The sequence below is a fragment of the Sphingobacterium sp. BIGb0116 genome, from assembly GCF_024808035.1.
GTDB lineage: Bacteria > Bacteroidota > Bacteroidia > Sphingobacteriales > Sphingobacteriaceae > Sphingobacterium > Sphingobacterium paramultivorum.
Genome location: NZ_JANUDT010000005.1, coordinates 283,343 through 306,256, shown reverse-complemented (window position 1 = coordinate 306,256; position 22,914 = coordinate 283,343). Strand labels below are relative to the sequence as shown.

Here is a 22,914-nt window from a genome sequence, read left to right as displayed (position 1 = left end):
TATCATGAGAAAAATATATATAGGATTGCTATTCGGTTTATTGACATTGAATAGCTGTAGTAAATATCTGGATATCAAGCCAAAAGGTTTTACAATTCCAGAGAATCTGAATGATTACAAATTGCTGCTAAACGATCAATCTTTAGTAAGAGCTTCCGCTGTTTATCCGAACTATTTAGTAGATAACTTACAGTCCGGAGACCCTCAGGATGTACAATCAGCAGCAAGCTATGACTATTATGACTATGTGAAAAAACAACTCTATAGCTTTGCCCACGGTGCTATATTTGAAGATGGCCAGTATGATCCATACTGGGAATCGGCTTATAGCCATATATTCACTTACAATGTTGTGATTAATAATGTATTGGCAGCAACAGAGGGCTCCGAGGCAGAAAAGAAAAGGGTTTGGGCTGAGGCTAAGGTCGGTCGTGCATTTGAATACCTTAGTCTAGTGAATATCTATGCCGCGCATTATAATCCTGCAAGTGCAACAAAAGATCTAGGGGTACCTTTGGTGCTGAAAGAGGATATCAATCAAAAATATGAGCGCGTGTCTGTTCAGGCGATCTATGATCAGGTAATTAGCGATCTTAATGATGCGCTGCCAAATTTGAGTACAGTGCAGTCAAATAGATTTCAAGCAGTGCGTTCAGTCGGCTTCTCTTTTCTAAGCCGTGTTTACCTCTATCAGGGAAAATACAAAGAGGCCCTTGAGAATGCAAAACAAGCACTTGCTGTCAATAAAACGCTCATCGATTATAGTTTATATACCAATAAGGATAAGACAACTTGGGGACGTGTTTGTTTAAAAACAGATAATTCGGTCCAATTTCCCGACTCCAGAACGAATATGGAGGCCGTATGGTCTCGATTGGGAACAAGTTCCTTAGGTAGCCCCAATGCCGAGTTTTATGCCTCTAAAGAGCTGATTGACACTTATGCCAAAGATTTGCCTGCAGGTGCAAAGGACAAACGTTATGAATTATTTTTCTGTCGCGATCAGGCTTCTTTAGGCGCTACTATTGTAAAATTTCCAGGGCGGGTTCTTTTTGCTCCATACGTCGAATTTAGTACTGGATTTAATACGCCTGAATTGTTTTTGATTGCTGCAGAAGCAGCTGTTCGAACAGGTAATGCGACAGAAGCACTAAGTTTCTTGAATACATTACGAAATAGTCGAATAGAGAATAACAAAGCGTTAACCTCAACGGATCCAAAAGTTATTTTACAGACGGTACTTGACGAAAGACGTCGCGAAATGCCATTTATGGCATCCGATAGGCTGATTGATTTGAAACGACTCGCTATAGCAGACAATTTTAAAAAGTCAATCCAACATCCATTGGCAGGGAAAATTTTCGAAATGGAATCAACGGATGCCCGGATGATACTTCCAGTTCCGCCCAAGGTACTTTCGTTGAATCCCGGAATTCCTCAATACGAACGATAACAAAATTAGATGTAGACCGCTCATCCTAATCAACTTCTATCAGCATAGAAATTGATTAGGATCTTAATAAAAAAAAATGAAAAAGATACTATTGACAGCACTGGCTTTTTCGCAGTCGATGCTATTGCTTGCGCAAGAACATATACAGTTTCAGAAGATCACTTTTGGTCAGGCAAAGGAATTGGCCAAGCAGGAAAATAAGCTGATTTTTCTGGATGGATTTACCTCCTGGTGTGCTCCTTGTAAATGGATGGAAGGGAATGTGTTTTCACAGCCTGAAGTGGCTCGTTATTTTAACAGCAGGTTTATCAATACTAAATTTGACTGTGAGATAGGAGAAGGTGTAGATATTGCTAAATTATACCAAATCAAAAGTTTTCCTACTTATTTATTTTTAGATGGACAGGGGACATTGATCTATAGAACCCAGTCTCGCATGGAAGCTGATCTTTTCCTGAAACAGGCACAGCAAGCTAATGACTCTAATTTTCAGATCCCCAATTTGCGTAAATCGTATGATTTGGGTATGCGGGAGTCGAATTTCCTGATCCGGTATATTAAAGTGATGGAACAAACCGATAATCAAGCAGCAAATGCAGCAAAAAAGGCATTGGACAGTGTGGCTACCGATGAATTCTTGAAGAGCCCAAATGGATGGGAGACCATAAAAATGATGGCACAGAGCCTGGATGATCGCTACGGTAAATTTTTTGAGTCGAACAAAGCTTATTTTAAAAGCATAGCCGCACCAGCAGATTTTGCGAAAAAAGAAGCGCAACTGCTGCGTTATGCCATGTATGGCTATATTAGAGAGCATAAAGTAGATGAATTTAATGCTGGCGTAGCCTATTTTGAAGGGTTAAAAGATCCAGAACAAAAAATTGAAGCAGCATTGTATAAAGTAGAGTGGACCGCAGCACATGGAACCGATAAGGAGTTTGTTGTCCTTACGAATACATTGAGAAAAGGCCTGCTCAAGAATGAAGATGAACGGTTGAGTTTTATTGCCCGCCGCAATGCCAATGCGAAGGGAACTGTTGCAAATCCAGTTATCCTAAAACAATGCTATGTGCTGGCTAAACAGGCCGTTGTATTGAATCCATCAAGTTATTCCAATCAAGGAACATTGGCTGATATTTGTATCGCATTAAATAAAAAGAAAGAAGCCGTCCAAGCGGCAGAAGCTGCGCGTGGCTTGGCTGAACTGGAAACTTCAAAAATTATTAAACTGGCCGATGCTCTTGTGGCGCGTGCTAAAGCACTGTAATTATCAACATGAAAAAAATAGCTACATCGTTATTCTTGGTTTTAAGTTGTCTCGGGACAGTATTGGCTCAAGGACAGCGTTTTCAATTAACAATAAAGGGGAAACAATTTCCCGCAAAATCTAAAGCATTTGTTCGCTACATCGTGGACAGAAAATTGACAATTGACTCTATTAATTTTGGTCCCAATGATGTTATCTATAAAGGGGAAATCATGGAACCAACGCAAGTCATGTTATTTTATTCCAAAGATGGAGCTTCCTTCTTTAATCGCAAAGGTGGACCGATGGAGCGTCTCACATTTTATGTAGACCCTCAGGAACCCAATACGCAAATCACTGTTCAAAGTCCTTTCGAGTCTTCACAGGTACAAGGCGGGAAACTGCAGGTAGCCTATAAGCAGTATCAAGACTATCTAAGCACCTATGAGAAGAAGCTCATGGTTCAGCAATCTAAAAGAGCTGATCTGTATCAAGCAAAAAATCGTGATGAAAATGCACTCAACCAAATTGGGCTAGAAATAGATAAGATCGAAACAGAGCGTAAGAAAGCGCAGCGAAATTTTATAGTCAATAATCCAGACAATTACTTCAGTTTATTGGCCTTACAGGAAGTTGCTGGCTACGATGATAATGTGGTTACCACTGAACCTTTGTTTTTCAATTTGTCATCAAGGTTAAGGCAGACAGCAATCGGGAAAAAATTAGAAGCAGATATTCAACTAGCAAAAAAGCTAGGAATTGGACAGCCAGCTTTAGATTTTGCACAAGTAACTCCTGAAGGTAAAGAGTTAAAACTCTCAGATTTTAAAGGTAAATACCTGCTATTGGATTTTTGGGCGTCATGGTGTGGTCCTTGCCGTGCTGAGAACCCTAATTTGGTTAAAGCCTATCAAAAGTTTAAGGGATCAAAATTTGAGATACTGGGTGTTTCACTAGATAAACCCGGGAAGAAAGATAACTGGATGAAAGCGATTGAACAGGATGGATTAACCTGGCCCCAGGTGTCGGATCTGAATGGCTGGCAAAATCAAGCCGCTCAATTATACGGTATTCAGGCTATCCCGCAAAATTACCTCATCTCTCCCGAAGGTAAGATTGTTGGAATCAACTTAAAAGGAGTAAAGTTGATAGAGAAACTCGAAGAGCTACTTAAATAAATTTTAAGGAGGGGCAAATCGCCCCTCCTTAATTATGAACCTTTAATAGATGCTATCGCTATGGGGTCAGTTTTCTGTTATAGCGCTGCTCTTTGGGGGGCTAAGGTAAGGGCTGCAGCTTATTCGCCATTTCTCTGCTATTCCGTTGCTGTTTCTCTGCTATTCCTCTGCTATTTCTTTGGTGTTTCTCTGCTGTTTCTTCGCTATTCCTTTGGGATTGCTAGGGGGCTGATTCGCTTCTTCTTTGCTATTTCTTTGTCGTTTTATTGGTGTTTTATTGGTGTTTCTTTGCTTTCAAAGCAAAGAAAAGGTAAGCAAAAAGTCAATAATATGCAAAGTAATATGTACTTAGTACATCGGCATAAGTTATGCAGAATGTACAAAAAGGCAAATAGATTTTTAGCGGAATGCCACTAGGAGGAAATTTGTTGCTTAAAGTCTGCTATTTTTTCCTTCAGACTATTGAGGTGTTCAGGACTGATTACGCCATTATCCTGATCAAAATTTTCGTAAAATTTGGGAAGCGAAAATGTTTCTTTAATGATTGCTCCAAACTGCGGGAAAAATTTCTGCGCTTCGGCCATCACATTTCCACCACCATAACCTCCTGGTGAAGTTGTCATAAGCAACATGGGTTTATCCTGGAAAACTTTAACATTTATTCTAGATGCCCAGTCGAATACATTTTTAAATGCTACGCTATAGGAGCGATTATTCTCTGCGAGGGAGCAAATGATCATGTCACTGGAGGCTATATGATCTAGGAAAAGCTGTGCTTCCTGTGGGAACCCATTCTTTTCTAGGTCTACAGAAAAGACAGGCATGTTATAGTCATTCAGGTCGATCAAATTAATCTCGTGCCCCTCGAAGCTTTTGAGTACAAATTTGACCAATTGTTTGTTAATTGATGTGGAAGAATTACTCCCAGCGAATGCAAATATTTTCATGTTTTATCCTTTATGATTATCGGTTGTTTAAATTTAGTCAATTTTATAATGAAAAATCCAATTCAAGAAATAGAAACCACTCACCATTATTTTAATTTCGCGACTCCATTCCGATCCTGAGGTAACACATCGAGTTGCAAGAAAGAAAGGGGGGATAGGTATCAATTGTATTGTTCGCGGAAAAAACTATTTGCGCTGTCTACTTTTAAGGGATTTGTCATAAACCAATTTGTAAAATCAGTCCATTTTTCTTCATTATTTGCTAGCCATTTTTCGAAACGGTCTTCATCTCCTTTCATCAATATCCAATGATTGTATGCTTCACTATAACCTAGATCGATGATTTTCTTTTGATAATTGAATAGAACATTTGGAAATATCTTGTCGTGTTTATTTTTGAAGTAGTTGTTTATGAAGTTGGTCCTTATCGTGTCAAGCGTATTGATATTTATTGAATTTAAACCAATCATTGACAACGCTAATGTCGTCTCGTAAACTCCAATACCAAAAGGTAACTTTATTTGGTTGGGATCGGCTGCTGGCCCTTCGTGGATAAACGCATTTTTACTGAAGCTGACTGAAATTCCAGTGTCGCCTTTAAATTTAATCTGGTTATTGTACTGATTATAAATAAGCTCACTTATTTCGGCTGTTCTTTTGCTATTTCTTTCTAAATTCATAAATATCTCACCGTAAATCATTCCCCAAACTTTTTCATCCGAAATACAGAATAACTTTGATGCCCAATAGTAATTGGAAGAAAATCCCGGATCCACCTGAATACCCTTTTCATAAAAGTCTAATGCCTTTTCCAAATCTCCTTTTACTCTTTGGATTGCCCCCATCTCCAAATAGAGGTGACCTGATTTAGGAAACAATTTTAATCCACTCTCGTAGATGCCCACTGCGCTATCACTTTCGCCAAGCATATCATAGGCATTTCCCAGCAGTTGATATACCCTATCATTAACAGTCTTCTCATTTTTAATGTTTTCCAGGAACTTTATTGTGCTTTTATAATCTTTTTTTAGATAATAGGCATAACCAAGCTCATAAGGGTATGTGATATTGGCTGGATCGAGATTTTGGGCTTCCTTCAGTAATAGGATACTTTCATCCACTTTTCCGCTGTCCATGAGTTGAATGGCTTCCTTTCCCTTTGAAGAAGCTTTTTCACGATTTTTTTCTTGCCCAAAAACGGTTTGCCCAATGAAAAAGAAGAAAACGAAGCTAATATATCCAATATTGTTTTTCATTTTTATTATTGAGTTAAAGGATTGAATTTTTATTTCAGAACGTATTTTTGTAATAATGGAGCTATAGATCTTAAAAAACTAAACCAATTCCGTTCTAAAAATAGCGTATAATGGAATATCGTAATACCGGCCGTCTTTCTTTAGATGTTGTTTTAACAGTGCCTCTTTTTTCATTCCTATTTTTTCCATGACTTTTCCCGATGCTGGATTATGGGGGAAGTAGGTCGCAAAGATTTTGTTAAAGTTTAATTCTTTAAACCCAAAATTAATGATTGCTTTTGCAGCTTCAGTGACATAACCTTTATTCCAGTAAGGAATAGCAATCCAGTATCCCAACTCAGCCTTATCCGAGCCTTCATCATGCAGACCAATAGCTCCGATCAGTTTTTTATCTTTATTTCGAATAGCAAAGGTGAATCCTTTACGATTGACAAATGCTTCTTCCGCTAATTTAAGCCAGTATTCAGCATCCTCCTTTCGGTAGGGATAGGGGATATTTGATGTGAAGTCAGAATAGACCTTGTCTTGCAGATAGTCTACAATCTGTGGAATATCAGTCGGGTCTATTGCGTTAAGAATAAGTCGTTCTGTCTCTAATTGTGGGAAATCTTTCATCTGATTAAGTCTTCAGTATGGCTAAAATGAAATTAGGGGTTATTTAGTTTTTATAAATGTAGGAAAGTTTTATGAGATTCTTTTCCTTATATTTTTTCGGGTGTAATAACTATAAATTCCAGTAATAGTGATTAAGATCAAAGTTATCAATAAGCCTATATATACATTGAAGAACATATGGACCAGTGTAAAACCAATGAGTCCAATTAGGATTTCTAAAAAAGCTTCCTTTATACGGGACGGAGGATTTGAGTTCTCAAGGTATTTGGTATACTCTTCTACAATTGGTCGATCGGTATCGGTCCAATCAAAATGCGATAGTTCTGCCGAGGGGACCCATATTGCTTGGACATATTCTAGCATGGCAACTTCGCCAGAAGAAAAGTTGCAGAGAACTGGATAGCGGCAAAGTGCCGGACTTTTATGGCCTTGTTGCGTCATTTCTAAGGGCCTTCCGACAAGAATATCTATACTTAGCTCCTCCCTGATTTTGAGCGACAGATTTGCTTTCGTTGGCAGGTGGGACTCGGTTATGCGACCAGGAAATTCCCACTTTAAGGCATGTGTCACCGATGGCGGGCGCTGACAAATGAGTACCTTATCGTCCTTCCTTATAATCGCACAAGTCAAATAATGCATAACGGTTAAAAGATAGACATCAGGAACTAGATTCTTTACTTTCAATCTGATGACTTTCAAATAGCTCAATGCGGCCTTCAATAATCAACAAATAAAAGTTTTCAAAACAATCCTGATAGATCTTTTGTTCCAATGATTTTATTTCTTCAAAGAGATGTTCCTTCGCTACTTCAGCGTAACATAGCTCATTTTTTGATGTTGTTATCTTTTCTTGGCAGGGTGTATCGTGAAGTTGTTTGTACAGGTCGCCTAAATCTGAAATGTCTTCACTACGGTGGTAGGAGGGATGAAACCATACCCAAAAGTCTTCTTGATTTTTATAGGGATGAGGTAATAATTGAACAGACGTATTTCTGAATAGATCTCCCGGATGCTTTTTATAACGGAAATGAGTGGCTGTGGTCTTTAAACTATTCATAAAGTTAATTTGTTTGTAGGTTTACAAAAAATAATTAAAGAATAAAGATGTCATCTTAAATATAGGTATTTTTTTTAGTATTAAAAATTTACAGTTGACGTTAGCACTAATTAGATCGCGATAGGATACAGAATACCACAGTCACAAAGCTGCACTTGAGCTGTTCCGCTAAAAAATGTAAATCGTATTCATTTTATGTTATAATCCCCAGAGCATTTTGATGAGAACGGATATTGTGAATACGAATAATCCGATATAGAATATGTTTGTCCCATGTTTTCTGTCATGATCCGAATAGGACAATATCCGTTCGCCATTCGGTAGGCTCTTTTTGGAACTAAACAGCATATACCCGATTGCAATTCCTAAAAGTCCACCTAGAAATGCTGAAATATAGCCGAAAATAACCCAATACTTCTGCTGCGGTTCCGGTTCCCGTAGTTGCATGAGCCGCTTCTGTTTCAAAAGATCAAGCTTTTCCTGATCCATCTCTTTCCCTCTTTTTAATAAAATTTCTCTAGCCAGTGCGTAGTCTAATTTGTTCCATTCATCGGGTTTTTGAAGAATTTCTAAGAGCTCTTCGTCGGAAAACTGATACAGGTAATGGTCGTCTTCAACCAAAGGGAGAGACTGCATTTCCTGCTCTTCTAAAATAGATTCTGCATTTGCGAAATTGGCAGGATCTATTTGAACCTCATATTGATATCCAACCGTGTTTCCGGAAAATGTAATATCCACAGGGGGTACATTATCTGCCAACCGCGTTGTTACACCTTTTTCCGAAAGTAGTTTATGACATTCTTGCGCTTCTTCTAAACTAGAGAACCTTTTTAACACGATATATGTATCCATGTGATCAATTATTTTTTAATCCCTGTATTTATGATCATTTGACAGTCCAATGTTGTATGCAATCTTGGCTATTTGCCCTAACACCGCAAAATCGGACGTGAATGTGTAAATAATGGATTAATTATGTAGTGTCTTTTTTGAATAAAGTTAATAAAGCCGGTTTGATACTTTTCAGCTTAAAGATAGTAAAATCAAATTCTATTTTATAGAAACAACAATAGAATCCCAGCTATAAGATGAAGAAACATTTGATTCATCACATTTTTGGTGGTATTCGTCACATTTTTCTGTTTTATGTTTTCATTTCAATTAATATTGCCTCATCAAAACCAATAACATGAAACTGAAAGACGTAAGAAAAATAGAATTTTGGATGGCAACTATCGTATTTGTTGCTGTTGTTTATGCTTTGCTTGTTGATACAAACAATCGGGATGATAGCGGTATGCATAACTATTTCCTTCACCAAAAAATAAGCTACTCCTATTTCTTTAACTTTTTTGTGCCGAATTTTATCATTGATTTGCTTCTATATGTGATGTTTCTCCTTTTAAATTTTGTCCTTATTCCTTCCCTCATCAACAGAAAACGGGAGCTGCTGAATTATTCATTACTAGCTGCTCTGATCTTGACATCCGGACTGATTTTAGGTGTATGCCGGACCTATAGCCACGCCTACGAATTGAAGGATTATGACAGTATTCAAAGAAGCTATAATAGTATGTTTTTTAAGGCTTTTGCGCAAGCTATTTTATTAACAATTATAATTTCTTTATACACCTGCGCGCAATATCTGATCAGCTATTTGCTTAAAAGCAAGGCAGAAAATCTGACCCTGCAAAAGCAGCTAAAAATGGATTTATCCTTTGGAATAGGTTTCTGGTTTATTGGATTGTTTTTTTTGATTACATCGCGATCCCATTTACAACTTTCGGTATTATGGACTTTGGTCGTATTGTCTGCGGTCGGTATTGTAATCTATTCCTTATACTATTTGTTGCCAAAATTACAGGAAAAACAGAAGAAATTCCGTGATTTCTTCTGGACTATCTTTGCTATTAGCTTGGTTTCAGTCCTGCCATTAAGTGTGCCCGCGTTATTTTTCTTTAATCAGACAAACGAAGTGATCTTTATCGTTGCGATGTTTCATTTACCCACGCAATTATTGGTTAGCACGCCGCTGTCCTGGTTTCTCTTTAAAAAACGTCTAATGCGTCAAAACGAAATAGCCTCCCTACGTACAGAGCTCGGACAGTCGGACGCGAATCTGACCTTTCTAAAATCTCAAATAAATCCACATTTTTTATTTAATGCCTTAAATACATTGTATGGCACTGCATTGCAGGAAAATGCAGAACGGACGGGGGAGGGAATTCAACGCTTGGGTGATATGATGCGGTTTATGCTACATGAAAATACACAAGATAAAATTTCGTTGATGCGTGAAGTTGAATATTTGAATAATTACATCGCCTTACAAACGCTCCGGACTTCAATGTCAGACAAGATTACCCTTATAACCGAAATAGAGGAACAGTTTGAAAATTACCACATTACACCTATGTTGCTTATACCTTTCGTTGAGAATGCATTTAAGCATGGTATAAGCCTTCAGAACTCGTCTTATATTAAAATCTCTTTGCAAGTGCGGGACCAAGTCCTGTTTTTCGATGTGAGCAATAGCATTAATCCAAAAAGTGATAACGATCCCGAAAAACTAAAAAGCGGCGTAGGCTTGGAAAATGTAAGACAACGCCTGTCATTACTGTATCGAGATCGGCATGAATTGATGATACATGAAAATGCCAATGAGTTTTTTGTCCATTTAACATTACATCTTTAGATCAAGATAGTTCCACTATTTTTCAATCCATTATTCACCTGATTTATCGGTTTCTTAATTAACAGCAATGAAAAAAATACTTGTTTTTTTGCTTGTGACCTTGTTTTGTCTAAGCAGTCATGCTCAGTTTAAATTGAGCGGTAAGGTTTGGAATTATGATCCAAACAAGACCTTGGAAATCAATATTCCTCTTGTTTTCGGTTTTTATAAAGAAAATTCGCAACGGATAACCGTTGCCGGCGATGGTACATTTGAGGTCGCGCTGCCAGTAACAGCTCGAAAATCCGCGACACTAATTTACAGCGGTGTATTTCAAACCTTGTTATTAAGCCCCGGTAAGGATCTTATCGCGAATTTAACTGATAGTACGATCGTATTTACATACGGTAGTGCTTTAACAGAAAATAGAACTATTCAGCAAATAAAACTGGATGAAGTGCCGTTTTTATGAAAGCCCCAGCCTTAAACAATCTTGCCAAACGCTCTTTGGCTGAATTGAGACAGCAGCTGTTAATTCCCTTTTTAGCAGATTGCAATCAAACGAATGAAGTGATCCAAACTACTTCATTGCCCAGCCAACTAAAAGGCTATATCTGTGCTGAGCTTTACGCACAAAGAATTAACCATCTGAACGATTTTGCCCGTGTAGCTGAATTGCCAAAGCCGACCTCAGATAGTTTAGTGCTAGAACTGTTTGGAAAAGCATCGATTAATTTACAGGATAACTTTGGAGGCCCCTCTTTCTATTCTTTCCTTGACAATTACCTGCGTTATTTGGAAACGAAAGCATTTGTTAAGATTTGGTCGGAGAAGATCCCTTCAAGCGAGCCGATCCCTTATTTCGGGATAAGCCTAGACAGTGCAAATAGATTAATGAATAGCTATAGTAAAGATTATTGGCGGTTTATTGGTGCTTTAAATAATTTTCCCAAGCCTATCGTAGAAAAATACAATTTTCAGCAACTGGTCAATCTATATCATGACAGGGACTTACCACATTTAAAAGCATTGGCAGGAGCGCATTGGAAGATATTTCCAACGGATAAGCATAGGCCGCTCGTTGAACGCTATATTGCCGATCTTGACTCTCTTTTGATAGCGAATAAACAGAACAAACAGATCCGGTTGATTGAGGATGATCGACCTATTTCATCGATCTACGACCTGATTGCTGAATTGAAGGGAAAAGTGGTCTATTTGGATGTTTGGGGTACCTAGTGTGGTTCTTGTAAATTTGAATTGAAATATACACCTGAACTGAAGAAAAGATACATGGATAAAGATATTGCCTTCGTTTATTTGGATATGGATGAAGACCATCGCGATCAGGACTGGAAAGACTTTATACGTGTCAACAATTTAACCGGAATCCATTTACGTAAAAATAGGAAACAGATTGAGCCCTTTTGGAGGGAATTACTGCTAAATGCAAAAGACAAAGCGGAATATTATCCGCAATATTTTATATTTGATAAAACAGGGAAATTAGTTGTAGAAAAGGCTCTTCGACCAAGTAATGGAAAACAACTGTATGACCAAATAGATCAGATTTTAAATCAATAATTGTTATGATAGCCATCGCGATAGATGATGAACCTGTGGCATTGCAGGTTATTGAACACCATATAGCTAAAGTCTCTTTTATTGAATTAAAAAGTACATTTACGGATGCGTTTATGGCGATTGATTATCTCCAGAAGGAGCAGGTGGACCTTATTTTTTTAGATATAAAAATGCCCGATATTTCAGGCATAGAGTTTCTGCGGAGTTTGAATACTTCGCCAATGGTGATTTTTACGACGGCTTATTCTGAGCATGCGCTATTGAGTTTCGAGCTCGATGCCATCGATTACTTGCTTAAACCATTTTCTATGAGCAGGTTTTTGAAAGCCTGCAACAAGGCGAGCGAATTGTATAGCCTTCGGGCAAAAAAGCTACAGCATAACAAAGACTATCTGTTCGTCAAAGATGGCTATGAACATGTTAAAGTTGAAATTGATCGTATCCAGTATATTGAAGCATCAGGTAATTACACCCAGATACATTTGGGCGATAAATGTGTTAGCTCCAGAATTACCATTAGCGAGCTGCTGGAACTGCTCCCGAAGAACGAATTTGTTCGTTGCCATAGAGCATTTATCGTCGCACGAAGTAAAATGATTAAGTTCGACAAAACCCAAATTTGGGTAGCAGACCGGGTTATTCCCATTGGAACAACGTATACTGAATTGAAATTATATTAATGCTAAATACGCAGTTTTTGATAAGTCAGGGCTGATTAGAAAGTAGGGAAAGGGGCTGCGCTGTCAAAAGGTTAAGGGAGCGTGTTTATGTTTTTAAGATAAATTTAATACTTTTGTAGCAATAGATCATTAGTGTTGTCAATTTTTAAAATTTAAAGTCATGTAATGCATTGTCGATATTTAGGAAGAAAGTAAACAACGGGATTTACCCGATTTGTTTACCATATACCTATGTCTTCAATTTTTTAGTATGGATTTAAATTTTAAAAATGGAATCAACAAAATATGGTCGTACCTATCATTTCCCATTTTCGCCAGGGACAAGCAGCGACGATCGTTTTAATCAACATTATTGGAAGGATATACAATCTTTCCATAAACTGTTATTTACAGAAAAATTAGATGGTGAAAATAATTGCCTTTCACGGCGTGGAGTATTTGCACGATCCCATGCGGCTCCAACCACGTCGCCATGGACGGCTCAGCTTCGGGAGCATTGGTCTAGATTAAATAACGATCTGGATGATTTAGAGTTTTTTGGTGAAAATCTTTATGCTGTGCATTCTATCGAATATGTGCAACTTGAGCACTATTATTATGTTTTTGCTGCTCGAATTAAAGATCAGTGGCTTTCATGGGAAGAAGTTACTTTTTATGCCAGTTTATTTGATTTGCCTACTGTACCTGTTTTAAAACTCGAAATTGTAAAGGATTTGACTGAGTTAGAACTTCGGCGTTCAGTCGAAAATTTGGCCATGCAGTCTTCTATATTTGGATCGGTTGACCCTAAAACTGAAGAAGCATGTACGATGGAGGGCTTGGTCTGCAGGAATGTTGATGCATATGCCGTCAGCGAATTTCAGCACAATGTTTTTAAATATGTTAGAAAAGGACATGTGCAGACCGACGAGCATTGGACAAAATCATGGCGAAGAACAAAAATGATTTGGGAAAGGAGGGATTTCTAATGGAATGGACAATAGCAGTAAATAAGAATTGGTCGGCTTTAGAGAAGCAATTTTCTTGGGTCAGGGATATGGAACAGGTACAACAAGATCCTTTACATCATGCCGAAGGGAATGTCGCGATTCATACTCAAATGGTATTACAGCAGCTGGAAGCATTGCCTGAATACTGGAATCTAGATTACCAAAAGCAGGAGCTCCTCTGGGCTTCCGCTTTATTGCATGATGTAGAGAAGAGATCGACGACAATTGTCGCTGCAGATGGTCGTATCAGCTCTCCAAATCATGCCAAAAGAGGAGCACAGACCGCACGGGAGATTTTATTTCGTGATGTGGAGACCCCTTTTGCATTACGGGAGGAAATTGTCGCATTGGTACGCTATCATGGATTGCCATTGTGGTTGATGGAAAAAGTCGATCCAATGAAGAGCGCCTTGGAGGCGTCACTGAGTGTCAATATGGGCCAACTTAAGTTGTTGTCCGAAGCAGATGCTAAAGGAAGGTACTGTGCCGATTTGGATGCTTTGCTCTACGTATTGGATATGTTCGAACTGTATAGTAAAGAGATTGGCTGCTGGGATGCCTCGCGTTCTTTTTTGTCTGAAAATGCACGATTTACATATTTTAATGGAAACAATAGCTATGTTGATTATGTGCCTTTTGATACATTCAAATCCACGGTGACTGTACTTTCAGGTTTGCCGGGAATGGGCAAAGATTATCAGATTTTAGCAATGAATACCGACCTTCCTGTTATTAGTTTGGATGACATCAGACGCAAATATCGCATTGATCCTACTGATAAAAAGAGAAACGGATGGGTTGTACAGGAAGCAAAAGAGCAGGCAAAAAAATACTTACGCTGTGGACAGGATTTTATCTGGAATGCCACCAACATAACTTCCCAGATGCGAAAACAATTGATCGATCTCTTCGTAAGCTATCAAGCCTATGTGAAATTGTTGTACGTTGAAAAACCCTATAAGATTTGGCGCGCGCAGAATAGCGATAGGGAGTACCCACTGCCGGAAGTTGTCCTGGATAAAATGCTTCATAATTTGGAAGTTCCGCAGTTGACCGAGGCGCATGAGGTTCACTACATTACGGCATAGCGGATGCTTTTAAGTAGGGGATATTTAAGCAGGACTGCGCTGCATCTTCGATTGATTTTGCGAATCAGCCCACTTATATGGATAGGGGGCTGATTTTTTATATAATACCTTTTTTCGGAGAGAGATACAATTTTTAGCTACTTTTTCAATCGCTCTAGCAACTTAGATAAAAGCTCCTTTTCCTTGATATCGATGACATCCATGTCGATCCAAAAAGATGCAGGTTTTGTTGATAGATTGCGGTCAATAAAGCTTAATAAATGAATTAGACGACTTGTTTTTTCTTTTTTTAGCGATGAAAAGTCATTTAATTTTATAAAAATAGAATTTGTCCGATATAAATCAGTAACAAAATAATCGATATCCGTCCAAGGGATTTGCTGCGGCTTCAATACGCTGTTGTTTAGTAATGTATGCTCATCTATCGTGAGTGCGGCCTCTCCTTTTCGATAGCGGTTCAACTGTTGTAGTCGAAGATAAAAAACCGTTGCGGCCACGAGTACCCATATCGTGGAGGCTAGTTTAAAAATAAGATCATAGTATAACCAAGCATACAACCCAATGACTGCTGGAAGAAAACATAGCAGCATGCTGATGATAATTTTTCCTTTGCTAAAATTAATTTTGATCATTGCTTTCTCTTTTTTCAAAAAGTACAAACTCTGCAAAAAATGGAGCCTGCCATTTTCATCATAGCTCCAATCTGTTAATCATATTATTGGAGCACCTGTTATAAAGATAAGGGGTAAAAGCCATTGAAACTATTCCGATTTATGATTCGTGCTTGTTGAATGATTATTCGTATTACTTGAATTTATCTTGCCATCCCTTCCGTATTGAGCTTATTTGAAATGGGACCGCGTGTCTTTTTTTTGATAAAAGGAATGAGTAGCTTTGTTTGTATAATAAATTGGTGGACTGTTGGAAAAACTTAAAGAACATTTAAAGAAATTTATCGATGTCGATCCGATCGAATTAGAAGAAATATTGCTTTACTTTAAGACGAAAACGGTCGCGAAAAAAGAAAATATACTGGAGGAGGGCCAAGTGTGCAGATACCATTTTTTTGTATTGAAAGGTATTCTCCGTAAATTCTTTGTTAATGAAAAGGGAGTCGAACAAACGACTGAATTCGCAATAGAAAATTGGTGGATTACAGACAATATGGCTTTCGAACATAAGCTTATTACGTCATTTTACATTCAGGCAGTAGAGACGTCAGATTTAGTTTATATCAGTCAAGAAAATCAAGAAAAATTGGTTGCTGCATTTCCGATCATGGAGCGTTATTTTCGCTTTGTTTATCAAAGGGCTTATGCAGCTGCGCAAATGCGGGTTAAATATCTATTCTCTAAATCTAAAGAGGAATTCTACCATGATATGCTCCGTAAATATCCTCAGTTTGTACAACGTGTTCCGCAATACTTAATTGCTTCATATCTGGGATTTACTCCAGAATATTTAAGTGAAATCCGTAAAAAAATACTTCCCTGAATCTGCTGCTATAATCTCGTTGCAATTGAAGGCTAGTAGCATTGGTCCGAATCTGCAATGCGAAAGGGGCTAATTTGAAATTGAAGCTTGTGTTCTTTTGCATAGTCTTGTGCCAATTTTTCGAATTTTTCCATTGCCTTTTCCTCAGAAGCAGCAAAACAGTGCAGGTTTAATTCCAAAGGTTTCTCTGAGGTGGCAGGATCGATACGCAATTGTTCAACTTCGGAGAGGACAACGGCAAAAGAAGTTTTACAGATCTCAACTTCTAAATGTGGCCCCATTAATTGAGATGAAATGCTATAATAAGAATCGTTATTTTGGATTTCTTCCTGAAAGGGGTCTAAATAGGTTGTAACAATAGATCGATAACCATATTTAGCATTACCAAAAAAGTGATCAATATATTCCTGTGCTTTTTCATATGTTGAGAAGACACCTTCCAGATTGGTGAATAAATCTGGATCTTCTTTTACTTCTTTTGAAACTACTGTATATACCTTAATGGGGTTGGTTGTCATATTTTGTATGCTACTGTTTGTACATTAAGTAAAAGTAAGTTTTTCTGCAAAAAAACTAATTTAGACTTTTGTCTATGAGCGATTCTAAGATAAAATCCTCGTTTTAAAATAAAAAATTTCCTTTGTTAACTTGTAGCCTGTTTAGAGCAGGTGTTTGTGCTTTAAAGTTGTATATAATTTTCGTATTCTCCAAATTTTTTACTGATTGTTTTTATTTGCTTTTCTAAAATAATACGGATTGAACATATAATCCTATTGTCGAGCTCGCTTTATTACCAACGTATTACCAAGCTCCTCCTGCAAGTAGTCTGGGCGCAGGTTGAGTCTACTTTTTTAGCTGATTTCAATGTGGAGCCACCTTGTTTACACGGTTGGGGCAGGGCGATGTAGGACATGGGCAATAAACCAATTGCCTCTGACGACGAATGATGGAAATCTGTTTTGGCTAACTCATCAGAAATATGGTGTTGTTCCCAAGTCATTTTTTCATTTGACCGGGCATAGAAAATGCATGCGATCTTTGCTTCTCTTGCTGAGGAAAACTTCTCGGTCATTTCGGTCTTGTGTTTAGTTAAGTGTGTGTTATTTGTTTCGTTAAATTTAATTTATTTAAATTTGTTTTAATTTAAAATATAGTGAAATTATAATTGAAAAAGATGTCATTTTTTATCAAAACTATGCTCTTTTGTCTCAATTTATTTTTAAATTTTATTTGCTTTAAAGCCTGTTTAGGGCTTTTTTATGTTCTCATAATGTTGTTTTTGGACTTAAGTAGCACCTGTTCTCTTTCTCTTGTCGGAATCCAGTAATTTGTTTTTTATAGTCATTCAAACGTTTTCGTAAATAAATGGATTAAAAAGGTTTGATTGTGTTTTCTTAATTAATACTATTGTTTTGTGTTGATTAAATAATAACCAATTGATATTAATGACTAAGAGGTCTTATTTTTGGGCTTTTTATAGTTCTATTTATTAACAACCAATAAATCTTAATCTATGAGAAAATTTAATCGTTTGATTTCCGTTAGTTTTTCTTTTTTGTGTATGCTATTGCTGTCTACAGGAATTGTTTATTCACAAGGAACTGGAAAAGAACTAAAGGGTATCGTCAAAACAAATGATGGGCGTTTTTTGGAGAAAGTTACCGTTTTGGTGAAGGGAACTTCAACGGGTACAGTAACAGATAGCTACGGTCGCTTTAGTTTAAAATTGCAGCAAAGTACTGCTAAGGTTACTTTAAGTTTTACCCATACGGGATACTCGTCCAAAGAACTTGAAGTAGAAGTGGGTAAGGAAATAGAGATCACCCTTTCTGAATCTACTGAGAATCTAGATGAAGTCGTCGTTATTGGGTACGGAACTGCCAAACGTAAGGATGTGACAGGCGCAATTGTTTCGGTGCAGACCGAAAAGCTTGAAAAGGAGGCGCCCAGGTCTGTTCAGGATCTATTAAGGGGGAATGCCGCCGGATTGGTGATTGGACAGGGTAATTCGGCTAAGGGTGATGCCGATTTGCTTGTAAGGGGAAAGGGAACATTGAAAGCTGGCAGCAGTCCGCTAAATGTCGTGGATGGTGTTATTTTTGACGGAACATTTGCAGATATTAATCCCAATGATATTCAGTCAATCGATATTTTGAAAGATGCGAGTGCTACTGCTGTGTACGGTGCAAAAGCGGCCAATGGCGTTATCTTAATTACGACAAAAAAAGGTAAAAAAGGAAAGCCAACGATTACATTCAATGGTAATTTTGGAATGGTAGAAAATGGAGGGATGCCTGCAGTGATGAATGCTGATGAGTTTTTGAAATATCGCTATGACTTTGAAGTAGGTCGTAGGACAGCCGACTATCTTAAAGCACACCCCGAAATGTTTGTGGACCCAAGACTGCTCAATGGAACCAATCAGTTGGACTGGTATAATTACGATCAAAAGACCCCCGTTACAAATGTAACAGAGGATCAGTTGATCAGGTCTTGGCTTTCTCGATTGGAGCTAAAGACCCCGGAAATTGAAAATTACATGAACAATAAGATTACAGATTGGCAGGATTTGGTTTTTCAAAAGGGGATCCAGCAGGATTATGCTGTTGCTGTATCGAATAGTAATGAAGTGTCAAATTATTATTTGTCCTTGAATCATGTTGATAGAGAGGGGATTATATCGGGGAATAGATTTAGGAATTTTCGTACTAGATTAAATTTAGAAACAAAGATTACACCCTATTTAAAAGTTGGTGCTAATACTAATTTTGCGGTTCGAAATGAAGGTTTTTTACAGGCGGATTGGAAGCAGTCTGCGGTGATATCTCCTTATGGATCAAATAATATCGATGATCCTACAAGTATTTATCAAAGACTTCCTACTGGAGATGTTACACCGGTAAATCCTTTTTTTGATAATCAATTTAGAGATCGAAAAGATCATTACAATACATTGAATTCCAGTTTGTACGGTGTGATTACTTTGCCTTTTGGTATCGAATTACAATCCAATTTTACGCCTTCGTTTATCTGGCACGAGTATTATAACCACGATTCTTCTAAAAATCCCGAGTGGAAGGCAAAGGGTGGAAGTAGTGAACGCTCATTTGAAAAAACATATAATTGGCAGTTAGATAATGTATTGCGTTGGAAGCGGCGTTTTGATGTACATAATTTTGAAGTCACATTGCTTCAAAATGCAGAGAAAGGGCAGTATTGGCGAACCAAGGCCACAGCTTCTCAGTTTGTTCCTTCTGATGTTCTGGGCTGGCATCGTCTGCAGGCTGGGACAATTCCTTTGAACGATAGTGAGGATACTTATCGTACAGGCGACGCACTGATGGGGCGTCTGTTTTATTCCTTCAAAGATCGCTATATGTTGACAGCTTCTGTACGACGTGATGGCTATTCAGCCTTTGGCGCTCAAAATCCAAGAGCAACCTTTCCCGCCCTGGCTTTTGCCTGGGATTTTACAGCGGAGGATTTTATGAAAAATACCAAATCCTGGTTGGATTATGGTAAGCTACGGCTTTCTTGGGGAAGAAATGGAAACCGCGATATTGGAATGTATGAAGCTCTTTCCGACATGACCTCGGGGTTACATCCGTATATTGATGCGAGTGGAAACCTCTATCTTTCATCTCAGCTATACGTGAATAGAATGGCCAATTTGGGCTTGAAATGGGAGAATAAAAGTTCTTACAACGCTGGTTTGGACTTTTCGATCTTCCATGGTCGTCTGAGTGGCGCACTGGATTTTTATACAGCAACAACTCAGGATTTATTGGTAGATCGTGCATTGCCAGAAATTATCGGATTTAACAGTGTTGCCGCCAATCTTGGTGAGCTCTCAAATAAAGGTTTTGATATTACCTTAAATAGTAATATCATGAATAGGGGGGATTTTAGTTGGAATGCGACGGCAATCTTTATGTTGAATCGGAGAAAAATTGTGAAGTTGTATGGTGATATGGTGGATGTAAAAGATAGTGAGGGAAATATCGTCGGCCAAAAGGAAGCGGACGATGTTAAAAATAGATGGTTTATTGGACAGGATCCCGACAGGATATGGGCCTACAAACGAAATGGAATCTGGCAATTAGGGGAAGAAGAAACGGCTGCAAAATACGGCAACCAACCTGGAGATTTTAAATATGTAGATCAAAATGGAGACGGGGTACTAACGGATGCTGACCGCGTGTTTCAGGGGTATACAACACCGCGTTTTAGGTGGTCATTTCGAAATGAATTACGTTATAAAGAGCTGAGCTTTTCTTTCTTTATGTACTCCAATTGGGGACATTTCGCAGAATTCAATCGGGCCGCAAACAATAGTAATTTTGCAGATCGGAGTACGGATTATGCGCTACCGCGATGGACACCAGATAATCCGATCAATGATTATGCCCGAATTGGTTCCAAAAATAACGGGACTAACTACATTAACAAATCTTATATTAGACTGGAAAATATTGTATTATCATATTCCGTTCCTAAAACACTTTTACAGGCATTAAAAATCCAGCAGTTACGTGTGTCGGCATCTGTGAGAAATGTAGCCTATTTGACAAAAGATTGGAGATTCGGTGATCCTGAAGCTTCAGGTGACCCAACTCCTCGTACGTATAATCTTAGTTTAAACCTTACCCTTTAATTTTTAGATCATGAAATTGAAAAAAAATATAATATTTAGTTTATGTATTGGTTCAATGGCTGTTTTTACATTTTCTTGTAGTAAGGATTGGCTTAAACCGAAACCCCTATCTTTCTATGAACCTGATGTTGCACTAGCCGATGCGCAAGGTATGTACTCCGCTTTAACGGCCTGTGAAAGAAATATGCGGCATGAGTTTTTTGGCGATGCTGCACCAATTTTGACCGAGATTATTCAATCTGAAGTAGCCGTAGAGGGTACGACAGATAAAGCTGGTCCACAAATGGATATGGATATTGCACTGCTCCCCGATGCAGATCTCAATAACAACGATAGAACTAAAGTCGGTTGGTATTGGTACGAGGGATTTAAGGGGATAAAATACGCTAATCTTATTATTTCAAGAATAGATGCAGGAACTTTTAAAGATGAAAATGAAAAAAACGCGATTTTAGGAGCTGCTTATTTTCAACGTGCCTATCGTTATTTTAAATTGGTGCACCAGTTCGGTGATGTGCCCTTCATTGACAAAGAGATAAATGAACCGAAATATGATTTCTATAGTTACGATCGTTGGAGCATTCTCGAAAAATTACGGAAAGATATGGAGTTTGCCTACCAATGGGTACCCGAAAAAGTAGATCGTGGGCGTACCTCCAAATCTGCTTGTGGTATATTGTTGATGAAGGTATGCATGGCTTTGGCAGATTTTGATCGGGCAATCGCTATTGGAAAAGAAATTGTCGCTATTCATCCACTTATGAAAAGCAGATTTACGGTGAATAAAAGTAAACCAAATACCAATCTGATGTTTGATCTTCATAGTGTTGAGGCAAAATTAGATGGGGCCAATACCGAAGGTTTAATGTATGTGGTTTCTTATCCTGGAGTTGATGGTTCTGATCGTATCAGAACAATGCGTAATGGCGTTCCTTTCTGGAACAACGGCGGTATAAAAACACCGGACGGAAAAACGGGGACAGGCCTATCATTAGCAGCGGATGAAACTGATCTTTCATTGGATTTAAATAAGAACTATGGTCGTGGTATAGGACGATTGCGTCCAACTTGGTATTTTACAAATCAGATTTGGAGATCAGGGAAAGAAGATAATGATTTGCGGGGGATCTTTAATCGGGATAGTTGGAGAAAGATGGAAGATTTGAAATATAATGAGCCCAACTTAAAAAAGACCGGCAATCCCTGGTATGGAAAAAATCTGGTTAAACCGGCAGGGATGAGTGTTGAGGATTCAATTCGTCTATGGTTTTCTTGGCCGCATTATAAATTATTTGTACCGGATCCATTGCAAACCCAATGGGAGGGCGGGGAAACCCCGTGGTATATTTATCGTTCTGCGGAAGTCTATTTATTGTTGGCAGAAAGTTACTATTGGAAAAATGATCTTGGTCAGGCTGCCATTGCCATTAACGAAGTCCGTCAACGCGCCGGTGCATCCCAGCTGACGGCAGACGAAATCAATATCGGTGAGCTATTAGATGAGCGTGCGCGTGAGTTGTATTATGAAGAAAACAGACATATTGAGCTCGTAAGGATTGCCTATATCTACGCAAGAACCCGAAAACCATGTGAAATTTTTGGTGGTCGTGTTTATGATTTAAAACAGATTAGTGGTCCAGGAGGAACGAATGCGAATATTAAACAAGCTGGAGTTAATTTCTGGTACGATAGAGTTGTTGCTAAAAGTAATTTCTATAACAAAGGGGTCAAACATAAATGGGCCGAATATAAAATTAGTGTGCACCATATCTTATGGCCTGTGCCTGCCAATGCAATTAATACAAATATCAAAGGTGTTATCAATCAAAATATAGGTTATCCGGGAGCCGAGAAAAATAAAACGCCGTTATTGGTTGAAGATAAGTAACAAGTGTTTTCAAACGTTTTCGTAAATAAATCACATCATTTGATTCATTTCACTTATATTAATTAATATCTTGTTTTATTAAGTCAATTGAATCAATAGCCAATAAGTAAA

General features: G+C 38.1%; 21 protein-coding genes. 13 read left to right on the top strand and 8 right to left on the bottom strand.

Translation table 11 applies throughout. From position 1 onward, the window contains the following. The first annotated feature begins 4 nt into the window (after nt 1-4). From M2419_RS14215 to M2419_RS14205, 3 genes are all read left to right on the top strand, one after another. Nucleotides 5-1,453 (top strand): RagB/SusD family nutrient uptake outer membrane protein, encoded by a 1,449-nt coding sequence (locus tag M2419_RS14215; RefSeq protein ID WP_259255281.1) that lies wholly within the window; start codon nt 5-7, stop codon nt 1,451-1,453. Between the two features lie 76 nt (nt 1,454-1,529). Further along, entirely contained in the window at nt 1,530-2,720 is a 1,191-nt protein-coding gene (locus tag M2419_RS14210) for a DUF255 domain-containing protein (RefSeq protein WP_182332846.1), read from the top strand. Nucleotides 2,721-2,728: 8 nt separating this feature from the next. Next, the gene (locus M2419_RS14205; protein WP_153848336.1) at nt 2,729-3,877 is read left to right on the top strand and encodes a peroxiredoxin; all 1,149 of its coding nucleotides are present in this window, start codon (nt 2,729-2,731) and stop codon (nt 3,875-3,877) included. A 413-nt stretch (nt 3,878-4,290) separates the two neighbouring features. Here the strand turns inward: M2419_RS14205 and M2419_RS14200 are convergent, their stop codons facing one another. From M2419_RS14200 to M2419_RS14175, 6 genes are all read right to left on the bottom strand, one after another. Continuing rightward, the gene (locus M2419_RS14200; protein WP_075991829.1) at nt 4,291-4,824 is read right to left on the bottom strand and encodes an NADPH-dependent FMN reductase; all 534 of its coding nucleotides are present in this window, start codon (nt 4,822-4,824) and stop codon (nt 4,291-4,293) included. Between the two features lie 161 nt (nt 4,825-4,985). Then, complete coding sequence (locus M2419_RS14195; protein WP_182332844.1) at nt 4,986-6,080, bottom strand: lipopolysaccharide assembly protein LapB; 1,095 nt, start codon at nt 6,078-6,080, stop codon at nt 4,986-4,988. Between the two features lie 78 nt (nt 6,081-6,158). Continuing rightward, the gene (locus M2419_RS14190; RefSeq protein WP_153848334.1) at nt 6,159-6,695 is read right to left on the bottom strand and encodes a GNAT family N-acetyltransferase; all 537 of its coding nucleotides are present in this window, start codon (nt 6,693-6,695) and stop codon (nt 6,159-6,161) included. 69 nt (nt 6,696-6,764) lie between these two features. Continuing rightward, a complete protein-coding gene (locus M2419_RS14185; protein WP_153848333.1) occupies nt 6,765-7,379 on the bottom strand; it encodes a hypothetical protein in 615 nt (204 codons plus the stop codon). Beyond that, nucleotides 7,354-7,752, bottom strand: a complete 399-nt coding sequence (locus M2419_RS14180) for a hypothetical protein (RefSeq protein WP_153848332.1) — start codon at nt 7,750-7,752, stop codon at nt 7,354-7,356. Before M2419_RS14180 ends, M2419_RS14185 begins: the two co-directional genes overlap by 26 nt. Before the next feature lie 198 nt (nt 7,753-7,950). Beyond that, complete coding sequence (locus M2419_RS14175) at nt 7,951-8,604, bottom strand: hypothetical protein (RefSeq protein WP_153848331.1); 654 nt, start codon at nt 8,602-8,604, stop codon at nt 7,951-7,953. A gap of 337 nt (nt 8,605-8,941) precedes the next feature. Between M2419_RS14175 and M2419_RS14170 the strand changes: the two genes are divergently transcribed. From M2419_RS14170 to M2419_RS14140, 7 genes are all read left to right on the top strand, one after another. Further along, complete coding sequence (locus M2419_RS14170; protein WP_153848330.1) at nt 8,942-10,447, top strand: sensor histidine kinase; 1,506 nt, start codon at nt 8,942-8,944, stop codon at nt 10,445-10,447. Between the two features lie 67 nt (nt 10,448-10,514). After that, the gene (locus M2419_RS14165) at nt 10,515-10,898 is read left to right on the top strand and encodes a hypothetical protein (RefSeq protein ID WP_153848329.1); all 384 of its coding nucleotides are present in this window, start codon (nt 10,515-10,517) and stop codon (nt 10,896-10,898) included. Continuing rightward, complete coding sequence (locus tag M2419_RS14160) at nt 10,895-11,665, top strand: hypothetical protein (protein WP_153848328.1); 771 nt, start codon at nt 10,895-10,897, stop codon at nt 11,663-11,665. Before M2419_RS14165 ends, M2419_RS14160 begins: the two co-directional genes overlap by 4 nt. A gap of 54 nt (nt 11,666-11,719) precedes the next feature. Further along, a complete protein-coding gene (locus M2419_RS14155; protein WP_153848327.1) occupies nt 11,720-12,010 on the top strand; it encodes a hypothetical protein in 291 nt (96 codons plus the stop codon). A 5-nt stretch (nt 12,011-12,015) separates the two neighbouring features. Further along, nucleotides 12,016-12,690 (top strand): LytTR family DNA-binding domain-containing protein, encoded by a 675-nt coding sequence (locus tag M2419_RS14150; protein WP_153848326.1) that lies wholly within the window; start codon nt 12,016-12,018, stop codon nt 12,688-12,690. 269 nt (nt 12,691-12,959) lie between these two features. Further along, entirely contained in the window at nt 12,960-13,658 is a 699-nt protein-coding gene (locus M2419_RS14145; RefSeq protein WP_153848325.1) for an RNA ligase family protein, read from the top strand. Next, complete coding sequence (locus M2419_RS14140; RefSeq protein WP_227550349.1) at nt 13,616-14,767, top strand: AAA family ATPase; 1,152 nt, start codon at nt 13,616-13,618, stop codon at nt 14,765-14,767. The genes M2419_RS14145 and M2419_RS14140 overlap by 43 nt, the downstream gene beginning before the upstream one ends. Before the next feature lie 137 nt (nt 14,768-14,904). Here the strand turns inward: M2419_RS14140 and M2419_RS14135 are convergent, their stop codons facing one another. Further along, nucleotides 14,905-15,399: an STM3941 family protein gene (locus tag M2419_RS14135; RefSeq protein WP_153848324.1), complete on the bottom strand. Its 495-nt coding sequence runs from the start codon at nt 15,397-15,399 to the stop codon at nt 14,905-14,907. Between the two features lie 289 nt (nt 15,400-15,688). On the opposite strand from M2419_RS14135, the gene M2419_RS14130 reads away from it, so the two are divergent. Next, entirely contained in the window at nt 15,689-16,261 is a 573-nt protein-coding gene (locus M2419_RS14130) for a Crp/Fnr family transcriptional regulator (RefSeq protein ID WP_227550348.1), read from the top strand. Nucleotides 16,262-16,293: 32 nt separating this feature from the next. Here the strand turns inward: M2419_RS14130 and M2419_RS14125 are convergent, their stop codons facing one another. Continuing rightward, nucleotides 16,294-16,779 carry a hypothetical protein gene (locus M2419_RS14125; RefSeq protein ID WP_153848322.1) on the bottom strand — a complete coding sequence of 162 codons (486 nt, stop codon included), beginning with the start codon at nt 16,777-16,779 and terminating at the stop codon, nt 16,294-16,296. Between the two features lie 995 nt (nt 16,780-17,774). Here M2419_RS14125 and M2419_RS14120 point away from each other — a divergent pair. After that, nucleotides 17,775-20,915 carry a SusC/RagA family TonB-linked outer membrane protein gene (locus tag M2419_RS14120; RefSeq protein ID WP_227550347.1) on the top strand — a complete coding sequence of 1,047 codons (3,141 nt, stop codon included), beginning with the start codon at nt 17,775-17,777 and terminating at the stop codon, nt 20,913-20,915. A 10-nt stretch (nt 20,916-20,925) separates the two neighbouring features. Next, nucleotides 20,926-22,803, top strand: coding sequence for a RagB/SusD family nutrient uptake outer membrane protein (locus M2419_RS14115; RefSeq protein ID WP_259255280.1), 1,878 nt, complete (start codon nt 20,926-20,928; stop codon nt 22,801-22,803). Nucleotides 22,804-22,914 lie beyond the last annotated feature (111 nt).

Excerpts from the sequence above, each read along its gene's own strand:
- M2419_RS14215 (WP_259255281.1), top strand. The coding sequence starts at position 5 with ATGAGAAAAATATATATAGGATTGCTATTCGGTTTATTGACATTGAAT.
- M2419_RS14210 (WP_182332846.1), top strand. The coding sequence starts at position 1,530 with ATGAAAAAGATACTATTGACAGCACTGGCTTTTTCGCAGTCGATGCTA.
- M2419_RS14205 (WP_153848336.1), top strand. The coding sequence starts at position 2,729 with ATGAAAAAAATAGCTACATCGTTATTCTTGGTTTTAAGTTGTCTCGGG.
- M2419_RS14200 (WP_075991829.1), bottom strand. The coding sequence starts at position 4,824 with ATGAAAATATTTGCATTCGCTGGGAGTAATTCTTCCACATCAATTAAC.
- M2419_RS14195 (WP_182332844.1), bottom strand. The coding sequence starts at position 6,080 with ATGAAAAACAATATTGGATATATTAGCTTCGTTTTCTTCTTTTTCATT.
- M2419_RS14190 (WP_153848334.1), bottom strand. The coding sequence starts at position 6,695 with ATGAAAGATTTCCCACAATTAGAGACAGAACGACTTATTCTTAACGCA.
- M2419_RS14180 (WP_153848332.1), bottom strand. The coding sequence starts at position 7,752 with ATGAATAGTTTAAAGACCACAGCCACTCATTTCCGTTATAAAAAGCAT.
- M2419_RS14175 (WP_153848331.1), bottom strand. The coding sequence starts at position 8,604 with ATGGATACATATATCGTGTTAAAAAGGTTCTCTAGTTTAGAAGAAGCG.
- M2419_RS14170 (WP_153848330.1), top strand. The coding sequence starts at position 8,942 with ATGAAACTGAAAGACGTAAGAAAAATAGAATTTTGGATGGCAACTATC.
- M2419_RS14165 (WP_153848329.1), top strand. The coding sequence starts at position 10,515 with ATGAAAAAAATACTTGTTTTTTTGCTTGTGACCTTGTTTTGTCTAAGC.
- M2419_RS14160 (WP_153848328.1), top strand. The coding sequence starts at position 10,895 with ATGAAAGCCCCAGCCTTAAACAATCTTGCCAAACGCTCTTTGGCTGAA.
- M2419_RS14155 (WP_153848327.1), top strand. The coding sequence starts at position 11,720 with ATGGATAAAGATATTGCCTTCGTTTATTTGGATATGGATGAAGACCAT.
- M2419_RS14150 (WP_153848326.1), top strand. The coding sequence starts at position 12,016 with ATGATAGCCATCGCGATAGATGATGAACCTGTGGCATTGCAGGTTATT.
- M2419_RS14145 (WP_153848325.1), top strand. The coding sequence starts at position 12,960 with ATGGAATCAACAAAATATGGTCGTACCTATCATTTCCCATTTTCGCCA.
- M2419_RS14140 (WP_227550349.1), top strand. The coding sequence starts at position 13,616 with ATGGCGAAGAACAAAAATGATTTGGGAAAGGAGGGATTTCTAATGGAA.
- M2419_RS14135 (WP_153848324.1), bottom strand. The coding sequence starts at position 15,399 with ATGATCAAAATTAATTTTAGCAAAGGAAAAATTATCATCAGCATGCTG.
- M2419_RS14125 (WP_153848322.1), bottom strand. The coding sequence starts at position 16,779 with ATGACAACCAACCCCATTAAGGTATATACAGTAGTTTCAAAAGAAGTA.
- M2419_RS14120 (WP_227550347.1), top strand. The coding sequence starts at position 17,775 with ATGAGAAAATTTAATCGTTTGATTTCCGTTAGTTTTTCTTTTTTGTGT.
- M2419_RS14115 (WP_259255280.1), top strand. The coding sequence starts at position 20,926 with ATGAAATTGAAAAAAAATATAATATTTAGTTTATGTATTGGTTCAATG.